This window comes from Fodinibius roseus (assembly GCF_900129315.1).
Lineage (GTDB): Bacteria > Bacteroidota > Rhodothermia > Balneolales > Balneolaceae > Fodinibius > Fodinibius roseus.
Map to the genome: position 1 here is coordinate 84,359 of NZ_FQUS01000008.1, position 13,105 is coordinate 97,463.

A 13,105-nucleotide genomic window follows, 5' to 3' on the forward strand; every position below is an offset into this window, starting at 1 on the left:
CTTAAAGAGGTCTTTGCAAAACCGTCCTTTTGGCCAATCTCTGTATTTTTGCGGTTTCAACATCTTCACCTGTAGTCTATACACTACGGTTTTGAAATCGCCCAGAGGTTGCTGTTGAACAAAAACCCCGGTTTTTCAAACGCCTCTCACAGTAAATTCCATGTAAAAGGGTTGCCGAACTTTAAAAATTGGCCACTCTTTTTTAATATATTTTGGTTTTTTTACGTCAGTGCCTGGTCAATCAGTTTCTGCTGCTCTGCTTTGTGGATTTTCACCTGTCCCGCTGCCGGTGAAGCCGAAGCTTGACGTCCGGCATAACGGAGGGACTGGTTTTCCTGAAGCTGCTGCATGATGCGGGGTGCGACGAATGTCCATCCTCCCATATTCTTTGGCTCTTCCTGACACCAGACAATGTCATCCACGTGTTCGTATTCCGACAGCATATCTTTTACGTCCCGGTCGGGGAAGGGATAGAATTGTTCCAGTCTTGCTACAGCAATGTTGTCAATCTCCTCGTCTTCACGCTGTTTATACAGGTCGTAATACACCTTGCCCGAGCAGATGACCAGCCGGTCAATACGGCTTTTGTCTTCCACGTCCCCGTCCGCAATAAAAGGCTGATAGGCCCCCTCTGCGAGGTCCTCAGTCCGCGACGTCGCCAGCGGGTGACGCAGCAGGCTCTTGGGCGACATAATAATAAGCGGTTTTTTGTCCTCCTGCATGGCCTGTTTGCGAAGGATATGGAAATACTGGGCCGGCGTAGTCAGATTTACGATCTGCATATTGTCTTGGGCACAGAGCTGCAGGAAGCGCTCGAGCCGGGCGGAAGAGTGCTCGGGGCCCTGTCCCTCATATCCGTGCGGGAGCGTCATCACAAGTGCTGATTTTTGTCCCCATTTCGCTTTGCTGGATGAAATATATTGATCAATAGGAATTTGAGCGCCGTTCACGAAATCACCGAACTGGGCTTCCCAGATGACCAGTGCATCGAGCTTGGCCGCGCTGTAGCCGAATTCAAATCCCACGCAGGCGAACTCGCTGAGCAGGCTGTTATAGGGGTAAAAAGGGGCCTGGTCCTCATTCAGGTTATTCAGGGGGGCAAATTTCTGGTCCGTCTCCGTACCGTGAAGGATCGCATGACGGTGAGAGAAGGTCCCCCGTTCGGCATCCTGCCCGGTAAGCCGCACCGTGGTCCCGTTTTTCAGCAGCGATCCGATAGAGAGGGCTTCGGCAAACCCCCAGTCGATCTTTTTTGTATTTTTTTCTACTATTTCCGCTCGTTTTGCCAGCTGTTTCAGCAGTTTGGGATTGGCATCGAACCCTTTGGGAACGGTATTAAGCTTAACGGCGATATCCTTGAGCTCCTCTCCGGGATAGGTCGTATCCGGGAATTCCGGCCAATTTTCCTGCCTGGTTTCGTGGCGCTCGATCATATCGTCGGTGACTTCGAGGGGAGAGGCGTTTTTGGCATCCTCAAAGGCCTCCCGGAGCAGCTCATCAAACTCGTCAAAGAGCTCCTGTGCTTCCTCCTCCGTCAGTTCTTCCTGGTTAAGCAGGTGTTGTGCATAGAGGTCGCGGACCGGCGGATGCGATTCGATCTCCTGATACATGCCAGGCTGGGTGAAGGCGGGTTCATCGCCTTCGTTATGACCATACTTCCGGTAGCAGATAAGGTCGATAACGACATCTTTATTGAATTTCTGGCGATATTCAAAAGCCATCTGCATGGCATGTACCGCTTGTTCGGGGTTGTCGCCGTTCACATGGAAGATCGGGGCCAGGATCATCTTCGCCAGGTCGGAGGCATATTCGGTAGAGCGGCCGTCTTTCGGGAGCGTGGTGAATCCGATCTGGTTGTTGATGATGATATGGACGGTGCCCCCGGTTTGATACGCTTCCAGCTGGGACATGTTAAGGGTTTCGCTCACCACACCCTGTCCCGAGAAGGCGGCATCGCCGTGGATGAGAACCGGCATGATATTTTTGTTGGCGTCATCCGCCTGATCGTGATCCTGGGTTGCCCTGGTAGCCCCTTCCACTACGGGGTTCACGGATTCGAGGTGGCTGGGGTTCGGCATTAACTCAATATCAATATCCCGGCCGGCTTTCGTACGGTACTTGCCTTCAGCTCCCAGGTGGTACTTGACATCCCCGGAGCCCTGTATGCTGTCGGGATCGAGATTACCTTCAAAATCGGCGAATACTTTGCGATAGGGTTTGTTCAGGATATTCACCAGGATGTTTAATCGTCCCCGGTGAGCCATACCCATGAATATTTTTTCCACCTCATCTTCCCCTGCTTTTTCGAGCATGTGATGCATCATGGGAATCAGGGTATCGGCGCCTTCGAGCGAGAACCGCTTATGGCCGATATATTTTTTATGAAGAAATTGTTCGAATGCTTTGGCCTGGTTAAGCTTGTGCAGTATTTCCTTTTTTTCATCAATATTCAGCTCAGGCGTATTGGCCGTAGACTCCATTCGCCCGCGCAGCCACTGCCGCTCATCCAGATCCAGTAAGTGCATGTACTCAGCCCCGATTTTACCGCAGTAGGTGTCGCGAAGCAGACGCACAATTTCCCGCAGGGGCGCCTTCTCATTGCCCCCGAGTCCGCCGCAATAGAACTCGCGGTCCATATCCCAGAGGGTCAGCCCGTAATATTCCAGATCCAGTTCGGGACTGTGATCCGGCTCGTCGCTCAACGGGTCGAGGTCCGCCAGTACGTGTCCCCGCGTACGGTACATATTGATAAGACGCATGACGGCAATAGCCCGCTTGTTATCCTCGAGCGAGGCTCCCTGGCCGTCAAGCTGACCCACATACTTGTCACCCCCAAAAGGCAGGGGATCGTAGGAAATGTCGAGATCGTCAAAAATCTCCTCGTAAAAGGTTTCTTCGCCATTAAGCAGGGTATGGAGTTTTTTCAGGAACGAGCCTGATTCTGCTCCCTGGATCACCCGGTGGTCGTAGGTAGAGGTCACCGTCATCACTTTGCTTACCCCCAGCTTGCTGAGCACTTTTTGCGACATCGACTGGAATTCGGCCGGGTAGTCAATGGCCCCGGTGGCAATAATTGTCCCCTGAGTATTCATCAGGCGCGGTACGGACTGCACCGTGCCGATCATTCCGGGATTTGTCAGCGTAATGGTGGTCCCGTCAAAATCGGAAAGCTCCAGGTTACCGTTGCGAACCTTGTCAATAAGATTGTTATAGGCATGGAAAAACTCCCGGAAGTTCATTTTGTCCACCCCCTTGATATTCGGCACCAGGAGGTTGCGCGAGCCGTCCTTGTTTTGCACGTCTACCGCCAGTCCCAGGTTAACCTGGTCGGGAATTACTTTGTAAGGGTCGCCATCCTTGCGCACAAAAGAGTTGTTCATATTGGGAAACTCTTTCAGTGCTTTTACAATAGCCCAGGCAATATAGTGCGTAAAAGATGATTTGGGCTCATCGTGCTGGAGGAGATGACGATTGATGATCGCCCGGTCCTCAATGAGCATCTTCATGGGCAGCACGCGGACCGACGTAGCGGTCGGAATCTGAAGGCTGTCATCCATATTTTCGACAATCTTGCTCGATACCCCCTTGATTTTTTCGAGCGTCTTGCCCTTGGGCACGCCCTTGTCTTCTTTCTTCTCTTTTTTTCGAGCAGCCGTTTTATTGTTCTTTTCGCGTCGTTTGTTAGAGGCAGGGGTACCATTACCGGCCTTCTGGGCTTCTTCTTTCAGCTCTTCTATGGAATCATCCTCATCAAGCTCGTCAAAATATTGTTTCCAGTGATTGGGTACCGATGAAGGATCCTCCTTATATTGGTTAAACAGTTCTTCAACAAGTGCAGAATTAGGTCCAAATACAGCTTCCAGCGACTTCAAAATGTGATCTTATTGAGTAAGGTTAAAAATTAGCAACAGTTTAAAAAACTGATCAATTCAATGTTAAATTTGATTGATTTTTTTGGTTTCTTTAAGAGACCAGGAAACAAGTCTAAAGTTAATCATTGTAATGTTAAAATACGATTCCTCAGGGCAGTTAATTTTTATGGTAGATAGCCTTGCAAAAACCGTGATTATGGCCAATCTCTGTATTTTCGCGTATTCAACATCCTTCCATATGCTTTATTTGGAAAGGTATTGAATACACCCGGGGGTGATGTTGATCAAAATTCCTGGTTTTTCAAAGCCATCTTGTGCTGAGCCTGTGTGAACGTATATTACTATGAATCATTAATATTAATTACAAACAATTTATGACTAATAACGTGAGCGACCAAACCGGTGCTGAGAAAATAACATGGGACCTTTCCGATCTGTATGCATCCATAGACGATCCCGACCTGCAGGATGATAAAAAACGCGTGCGTAAACTCGCCGAAGAGTTTGCCTCTTCATATAAAGGGAACGTAACGGAGTTTGATGAAAAAAATATGAAGCGCGCCCTGCAGGATTATGAGAAAATTTTAGAACTGCTGGGCAAAATAGGATCGTATGCCCAGCTTATCTGGTCGACCGATACCTCAAACGCCGAATATGGCAAATTAGTTCAGGAGTCGAATGAACTTTCCTCGGAAATCCACCAGCAACTGGTCTTTTTCGACGTGGAATGGCTGGCAATGGATGATGAAAAAGCGACCCGCCTGATTGAGAGCGAAGAACTGCATGACTATCAACATCACCTGGAGACGTCGCGCCGGTATAAATCCCACATTCTGGATGAAAAGGCAGAACAGGTTCTGTCGGCCAAAAAAGTAACCGGTCGCAGTGCCTGGAATCGCTTTTTCGATGAGACAATGGGAGCGGCTCGGTTTAGGCTGGATGGAGAAGAGCTTACCCAGCAGGAAGTGCTGAGCAAGCTGCACGAACCGGATCGTGGGTTGCGGAAAAGGGCTCACGCCGCGCTTACGGAGACGTTCTCCGAATTAAGCCGGTCGCTGACCTTTATTTTTAATACGCTGCTGGCCGACAAACACACTGACGACAAGCTGCGCAGCTATTCCAGCTGGATTTCCTCACGTAACCTGGCAAATGAAATCGAAGACGATACGGTCGATATTCTGGTCAACACCGTAACGGATAACTACCGCCTGGTTCACCGCTTTTATAACCTCAAGCAGTCGCTGCTGGATTATGATGAATTCTACGATTACGACCGCTACGCACCGCTGCTGCAAAATGAAAAGGAGGTCCGGTGGGCCAGCGCCCGCAGTACCGTACTGGATTCGTATGCCGACTTCCATCCCGAGATGGGTCGCATTGCCGGCAAGTTTTTTGATAAAGACTGGATCGATGCCGCGATAAAGCCGGGCAAACGGGGTGGGGCTTACTCCGCCAGCACCGTCCCCTCCGTCCACCCCTATGTGTTTATGAATTATAACGGGAAGATTCGTGATGTCCAGACGCTGGCTCATGAACTGGGACATGGGGTACACCAGTACCTCTCGCGTGAGCAGGGCGTACTGCAGGCCAATACGCCACTTACTACCGCAGAAACGGCTTCCGTATTTGGTGAGATGCTGGTCTTCCAGACCCTGATGCGCGAACTCGACGACCCCAGAGAAAGGCTGGCCCTGTTGATCGGCAAAATTGATGATACCATTGCCACCGTATTCCGCCAGGTCTCGATGAATCGTTTTGAGCACGCCATCCACACCAAACGCAGGGAGGAGGGAGAGCTGACAACCGAGGAGTTTTCTTCGCTGTGGCGTCGGACGCAGCAGGATATTTACGGGGAATCCGTAACGCTGACGGAGGGTTATAACCTGTGGTGGAGCTATATTCCCCATTTTCTTCACACGCCGGGATATGTATATGCCTATGCGTTCGGTGAGCTGCTGGTGCTCGCCCTTTACGAGCAGTATACCCGGTCGGAAAACGGCTTTGCTGACCGCTATATCGAGATGCTCCGGGCGGGAGGAGCCGACTGGCCGGAACATATTGTCGGAAAGCTGGGTCTGGATATTACCCGGCCGGATTTCTGGGGTAAGGGAGTGTCAGCCATCGAACAGATGATTGAACAGGCAGAAGAATTGGCACAAAAGATTAGCTAAGACCTCTATGAACAACTATGCAGCCGCACCTGAAGAAAATCGATCAAAAGCGGAAATAATGGGACGAAAACGCCAGGAAAAGGCATTGAGAGAGTTCAAGCATGTGCTGAAAGATCTCATTTTCCTGCTCCGGAGTGCTTCCGGCATGCAAACCGTGTACATGTACTGGATTAACCGGTCGCGTAAGCAGTTTGTCCTTGAGACCAAATCTACCGAGCTCGATAATGTTATCTTTAAAGACCGCCTCGCCTTTGAGAACCATTTTTTAAATGACTATAAGGATATCTCGGAAGCCGCTACCCTGGAAATAGGACGGGAGCTGGATCCCTCCCTGCTGAAGCACTATTACGACAGGGTACCGGTGCGGTATGTAACCATGCTGCCCTTTGTGAATAACGGCGAAACCGTCGCCATCACCGTACTTGAAGCGCGCGATCAACATTCTGCTGACGAACAAGGCGATGTTATATATTCCTATATCGAGGCGCTGCGCAATGTCCTGAATACGTATCTGGAGATCAGTGATCTCTATGAACAGCAAAATGAATGGGTCGATTACGAGAAATGCCTTGACAGACTGAACGTACGCTGCCATCGCGCAGAACTGGTTAAGCGGCTGCTCAATATCCTGCAACAATTTCTGCCGGATGGCGGAGTGTCATTTGTCACGCAGGGGATGGGAAGCTGGTGTAATGTGATGAACTCTGATGAGGCCCGGCATCCTTTACCGGTCGGTATGACCATGGAAAAACGCTCGCTTGCCAGCGAGGCCGCCGAAAACGGGAGTACCGAATTTGCTATTCATTTTAATAACAGTCCCAAGCGATTATCGCCGCGGGAACAGCAAACCGAAGGCGCAACCATGGCCATACCTCTGCTGATGAACGATCGCCGGCAGGGAGTCGTGCTGGCCCACGATAAAAATCCGCTTACGTTTAAGGAATCCACAAAGCACAAACTGATGAACCTGGTGCGTGTGGCGGGACTTCAGATCATGGGGAACGATCCCGGTATTGATATTGATGAGCCTGTTTTTGCGAATAAGTTCGGAGCGTTTTTACCCGACTTTTGGAAGAAGACCGTTGATTCCGAACTTGTGAACATTCGGGAGCAGCAATCTAAATTCCATTCCTGGTTCGGACTTATTACCCTGTCGAATTTACCGAAATTACGCACAAAAATGCGCATTGACCAGCTGGACCAGATGCAGCGCGATTTGGTAAGAACGTTCAATCCTTCTCAGTACGGATATACCGGCATTCTAGGCTTTCATTCGGATTATATATACTCCTTCTTTATCCAGAATAAAGATCCCGGAGCCGTTGACAAGTGGATCGCAGCACTGCGGAAGAATTTTCTGAATTCGTTTGAGCTCGACAACGGCATGCATATTGAGACGGATATCACGGTCGGTTCGGTAAAGTTGCAGGACGAATTACAGGATTCTTACCAGGTGCTGACCAAAGCTAAATCTGCGCTTTCGGGAGCCATGAAGTCCGGAAACAATGAGGTTATACAATAATGGGAAATTGCTATGTAATTGTTATTGACGGGCTGGGAGTCGGCGCACAGGAAGATGCGGCGGAATATGGGGATGCAGAGGACAATACCCTTGCCCATGTCTGCGGGGAGACCGCCTGCAAGCTGCCGAATATGCAGCGGATGGGACTGGGAAACATCATCCCCCTTGCTTCCGTGCCCGTTACTGCAGAACCGCTTTGCGGACATGGAAAGATGCGCGAGCGATCCGCCGGCAAGGATTCGACCACCGGTCACTGGGAAATAGCCGGTATCCAGCTGAACCGGCCCTTCCCGACCTATCCCGGTGGATTTCCGGACCCGGTTATCCAGCAATTCTGCGGCGGTGCGGGCGTAGAGCGGGTTCTGGTCAACAAACCGTATTCGGGAACCGACGTCATTGAGGATTACGGGCAGGAACATCTTGAAACCGGCTATCCCATCGTTTATACCTCGGCAGACAGCGTATTCCAGGTGGCCGCTCATGTCGACGTCACGCCCGTGGAGCGTCTCTACGAGTGGTGCGAGTATGCCCGGAGTAACGTTTTGACCGGCCGGCACGGGGTGGGACGGGTGATCGCACGTCCCTTCGAAGGGCGACCCGGCAGTTTTGTGCGCATTTCCGACCGGCGACACGATTTTTCCATAGAACCACCCGGACACAACCTGCTGAACCGCCTGCTGGAAGCCGGCATTAAGACGTATTCCATCGGAAAAGTGGTGGATCTGTTTACGGAACAGCACTTTTCCCAGTTTCGACGCACGAAGCATAATGCCGAGGGTATTTCGCAGCTGCTCAGCCTGATGTCGGCCGTATCGGACAGTTTTGTCTTTGTCAATCTCATTGACACCGACCAAAAATACGGGCACCGCCTGGACGCCGGAGGCTTTGCCCGGTGTCTGCAGGAGTTTGACCGGGCCATACCGGCCATTATGGATAAGGTCCGGGAAGATGACCTGTTGATGATCACCGGAGATCACGGGAATGATCCTACCTCAACCAGCACCGATCACAGCCGTGAATTCGTGCCGGTGCTGCTGTTTCCCGCTTCTTCTGCTGAACAGCTGAACCTGGGCACGAGGCAGACTTTCAGCGATATTGCCTGCACGGCAGCTCATTTCTTTGGGCTGGAAACAAATTTTTCCGGGAAAAGTATGTTAAAAAGGGAATGATAGCTGCCCGGATCTTTGTTCGTAATTATCTAATGGAACCGTTATATTATAGAGATTGAAAAGGCAACATTCTGTTATCTTAGGCGTTACCTTACCCTAAACCGGATTGATCGCTGTTCGTCCCGATCAATTTTTTTGTGGAAATGCACTAAAATTATCAATAAACCCATAATATCCCGTGGCAAGAAGCTCAGGAATTTCTACTCGAGAATCAGAATCACTCGATCGCTATCTACAGGAGATCGGCAAAGAAAAACTCATTACCCCGGAAGATGAGGTGCGTCTTGCCAAGGAGATCCAGAAAGGTAGCCAAAAAGCGCTTGAAGACCTAACGAAAGCCAACCTCCGGTTTGTAGTCTCGGTGGCCAAACAGTACCAGAACCAGGGATTATCGCTCGGGGATCTTATCAATGAAGGAAACCTGGGGCTCATCAAGGCTGCCAAGCGTTTTGACGAGACCCGGGGGTTCAAGTTTATCTCCTATGCGGTATGGTGGATTCGTCAGTCAATCCTGCAGGCACTGGCTGAACAAAGCCGTATCGTGCGATTGCCCCTGAACCGGGTCGGCGCACTGAATAAGATAGGCAAAGAGCTTTCAAAGCTGGAACAGGAATACGAGCGCGTGCCTTCGGCTGCCGAGCTGGCCGAAAGCCTGGATATGACGGTTTCGGAAGTAGCGGATACGCTCAAGATTTCCGGCCGGCATCTTTCCGTGGACGCTCCTTTTGCCCAGGGCGAAGATAACCGCCTGCTGGATGTGTTGGAAAATGAGGAAACCCCCGATCCGGATAACGACCTGATGGGAGAATCGCTGAAGGTGGAGATCGAGCGGGCGCTTTCCAAGCTGACCGATCGCGAGGCGGAAGTTATCCGGCTTTATTTCGGAATTGGCCGGGAGCATTCACTGACGCTCGAAGAGATCGGCGAGCGATTTGATCTGACCCGCGAGCGCGTGCGCCAGATTAAGGAAAAAGCACTTCGCAAGTTGCGTCACCATAACCGGAGTGCTGCGCTGAGAGCTTATCTGGGTTAGTCCGGATTTCTCACAAATATATCACTGAATATATTGCAACCTTTTGCAAAGTAATAAGTTGGGTTCATATTTAATCCTTTTAAAAAATAACAGGGTGTTTTTCCGGCGAAATTTATTCTTCAGCTGTGTTAAAGATAATATGGAGCGCTCATTGTACCCGGGTACATTTCCGCGACCATTTTACTTTTGCCTTGCTGGCGAAAAAATTTCTTGGTGAGACAACCGGATTAGTGGTGTTACAAAATATCCGTTGATAAAAAGCCCCGAGCGATCATCGGGGCTTTTTTATTTTGTCAAACTTTTAATAGACTGAAGGCAGGAGACAAAACCTTCTGGGTCACCTAACGTTATACAGACTGATAAGCATAATAACAGTGATAAAATTAATGCAGGCTGATAAGCATAAAAAATGACCTTGTTGGTGTCCCCCTGTTAGCAAATGGAACCCGGCTATGAAACAGTCTTCGGTTATACTTCTTTTATTCGCATTGCTGTGCAGCTTTGCGCAGGCCCAGGTATTGCCGTTTCGAACCTACTCTATAGAGCATGGGCTAAGTGAATCGGTTGTAAACGATCTCATTCAGGACAGCGAGGGCTACCTTTGGGTCGCTACCAGCTATGGATTAAATCGCTTTGACGGTATTCAATTCAAAAACTATTACACCGAGGAAGGCCTGCTTGACAACAGGGTGACCGCTCTATATGAGGATCATAACAACCAGCTGTGGATCGGTACGGAAAGCGGCGTAAATGTCCTCCGGTCCGACAGCATCCATACTCCGCAGGCATTGCGTCCCCTGCAATCAAGCACGGTGTTGGCTATTTACCAGGACCAGCTGAATGATTACTGGTTTGCGACCGACGGAGAGGGGGTCTGGCACTGGGACCAAAGCCGGAATTTAACGCAGTACCGGGAGGTCAACGGACTGGGGGGAGATCGGGTTCGCGATATCGTGGAAGATGACCGGGGAGTCCTTTGGTTTGCCACGCGAGAGGGACTTACGAAATTGGAAGGGGGAAATTTCAGGACCTTCACTACCGAGGATGGGCTGGCCGATAATCGCCTTCGCGACCTGGCCCTGACGTCTGACGGCCTGTTATGGGTGGCTACGCGGGGCGGGCTGTGCCGGGTAAAAGAAGACGATATCCACTGCTACAGCGAAGACGACGGGCTCGTCAACAACCGCATACAGTCTATTTCGGTGACCGAATCGGACGGACTGTGGCTTGGCACGGAGGAGGGAGGCAGCTTTTTTGAGGATGAGCACTTCACTAATTATGCCATTGAAGAGGGACTGGCCAACAATATCATCCAGGCTACGCAGTACGATCGTGAGGGCAATATATGGTTTGGGACGTTCGGAGGGGGCATAAGCCTGTTTTTAGGCAGCGGTTTTAAAAACTATACGGTAGAGGAAGGGTTGCCCAATAACGTGGTGACGGCGATCACGGAAGATCCCTCGGGCAGCCACTGGATTTCAACCTACGGGGGAGGAATAACCCGTATTGACTCCTCGGGCTCTGCTACTACCTATAACAGTGAGAATGGACTGGTTGACAATAAAGTTTATACGCTCGACTCCGACGGTGAAGGTCGCCTTTTTATCGGCACGAGATGGGGATTGAGTATTTTTGACGGACATCAGTTTGTTAATTTTGACGAGGAGGAGCTGCCTTATCGTAAAATACGTGCCCTCCACCAATCACGACAGGAACCCGGCAACTGGTGGCTGGGGACCTACGGGGAGGGGGTTCTCAAGTATGACGGAAACCGGTTTGAACAGTTGACGGAGGAAGACAGCCTCGCGAATAATACCGTAATGGCGGTGGAAGAAATGGAGGACGGGTCGGTCTGGCTTGCTACCTACGGCGGCGTCAGCCGGCTGCGGGATGGCAAATTTACCAATTATACCATACAGGACGGGTTACCGAACAACGGGGTGCTGGATATACTCAAAGATAAAGCCGGGAATTTGTGGTTCGCTACCTTCGGAGGGCTGGCTCAATTTAATAATAACGGTACCTTTGAAACGATAACGGCGGCCGACGGGCTCCCCGATGAAGTATGTTACTTTATCGAACAGGATGACCGGGGCATCTTTTGGATCGGCACTAACAGGGGCATTGTCCGGTTCGACTATGGAGCCTACAGTTCCGGACAAAATTCAAAAGAAGTCCCGGCATTTAAGCTTATTACGCAGGACCAGGGGCTTGTGGCCAACGAGATGAATGCCGGGGCCTCGTACGAGGACAGCAACGGAACGCTTTGGTTCGGTTCGGTAGGCGGGGTAACGCAGTTTGATCCCACCAAAGAGAAAGTGAACAGAGCGGCCCCGAAAGTCCATATCGAAAATATCACCGTATCGGGAGAAAGTATCGGTGTTAAACCGGATCTGGAGGTGGGGAGCGACAACCATAATATCACGTTCACCTTTATCGGTATTAACTTTACCGCTCCCCACCAGGTTGAATACCGGTATCGCCTTAAGAATTCCGGGGAAGGCTGGCAAAGGACCACAGAGCGAAGCGTGCGATACCCGGCATTGATGGCGGGCGATTACACCTTTGAGGTCATGGCCCAAAATAATGACGGACAGTTAAGTGCACAGAAAGCCGAAATAAGTTTTACCGTATTGGCTCCTTTTTGGCTAAGGTGGTGGTTTTTTATATTGTTATTAGTTGTTATTTCAGGAGTTATAGCATTTATATATAATTATTATAGAGTTAGAAAAATGGTTGATATCGAGCGTATGCGGGTACGTATTGCCAGCGATCTGCACGACGATGTGGGCTCCGCTCTTACGGAAATAGCTCTGCAGTCCGATTTTTTACAGACGATGGATGTGGACGATCCGCTGCAGGAATCCATTCGTCAGATAGGGAACCAGAGCCGGAAGATTGTTTCCAGCCTCGATGATATTGTCTGGTCGATCGATGCCCGCAATGATACGCTGGGTGATTTAACCGATCGCATGCAGGACCACGTGAACAGCGTGTTGCCCGAGAAAGAGGTTACCTATCAATTCGAAGGTAATATGGAGGAAAAGCTTCAGGTTTCACTGAAAGAAAATTTGTATCTTATCTTCAAGGAAGCAATCAACAATATCGCCAAGCATTCCAATGCCGATAAGGTTGAAGTTGCGCTTTCAACCAATGGCAGGGGCTTTTCGTTGCGTGTCCGCGACAACGGGAGCAGTGCTAAAAATGAGCGTAAGAGCGGACAGGGATTGCGTAACATGAAAATGCGATCGAACCGTATTGGCGCAGATATTACTTTTAACAACAGCGAGGGATTTGAAGTGCGCGTTGAACATGCAGGGTAGTGACAGCAAGCTGCA

The 13,105-nt window shown here is 50.3% G+C and carries 6 protein-coding genes; 5 read left to right on the forward strand and 1 reads right to left on the reverse strand.

From position 1 onward, the window contains the following. Window positions 1–221: 221 nt before the first annotated feature. Window positions 222–3,872, reverse strand: coding sequence for a multifunctional oxoglutarate decarboxylase/oxoglutarate dehydrogenase thiamine pyrophosphate-binding subunit/dihydrolipoyllysine-residue succinyltransferase subunit (locus BUB16_RS09150; protein WP_073062687.1), 3,651 nt, complete (start codon window positions 3,870–3,872; stop codon window positions 222–224). A 374-nt stretch (window positions 3,873–4,246) separates the two neighbouring features. Between BUB16_RS09150 and BUB16_RS09155 the strand changes: the two genes are divergently transcribed. The 5 genes from BUB16_RS09155 (at window position 4,247) to BUB16_RS09175 (ending at window position 13,090) form a co-directional block, all read left to right on the forward strand. Continuing rightward, a complete protein-coding gene (locus tag BUB16_RS09155; protein WP_073062690.1) occupies window positions 4,247–6,043 on the forward strand; it encodes a M3 family oligoendopeptidase in 1,797 nt (598 codons plus the stop codon). Window positions 6,044–6,050: 7 nt separating this feature from the next. Further along, a complete protein-coding gene (locus BUB16_RS09160; RefSeq protein ID WP_084088150.1) occupies window positions 6,051–7,565 on the forward strand; it encodes a GAF domain-containing protein in 1,515 nt (504 codons plus the stop codon). After that, window positions 7,562–8,734 (forward strand): phosphopentomutase, encoded by a 1,173-nt coding sequence (locus BUB16_RS09165; protein ID WP_434083888.1) that lies wholly within the window; start codon window positions 7,562–7,564, stop codon window positions 8,732–8,734. The genes BUB16_RS09160 and BUB16_RS09165 overlap by 4 nt, the downstream gene beginning before the upstream one ends. Before the next feature lie 178 nt (window positions 8,735–8,912). Beyond that, a complete protein-coding gene (locus BUB16_RS09170; protein ID WP_073062696.1) occupies window positions 8,913–9,767 on the forward strand; it encodes a sigma-70 family RNA polymerase sigma factor in 855 nt (284 codons plus the stop codon). Between the two features lie 452 nt (window positions 9,768–10,219). Further along, on the forward strand, window positions 10,220–13,090 hold the full coding sequence (locus tag BUB16_RS09175) for a ligand-binding sensor domain-containing protein (protein ID WP_073062700.1): 2,871 nt from the start codon (window positions 10,220–10,222) through the stop codon (window positions 13,088–13,090). The last annotated feature ends 15 nt before the right edge of the window (window positions 13,091–13,105 follow it).

What these genes read in the sequence shown, in the direction of transcription:
- BUB16_RS09155 (WP_073062690.1), top strand. Translation starts at nt 4,247, where the DNA reads ATGACTAATAACGTGAGCGACCAAACCGGTGCTGAGAAAATAACATGG.
- BUB16_RS09160 (WP_084088150.1), top strand. Translation starts at nt 6,051, where the DNA reads ATGAACAACTATGCAGCCGCACCTGAAGAAAATCGATCAAAAGCGGAA.
- BUB16_RS09175 (WP_073062700.1), top strand. Translation starts at nt 10,220, where the DNA reads ATGAAACAGTCTTCGGTTATACTTCTTTTATTCGCATTGCTGTGCAGC.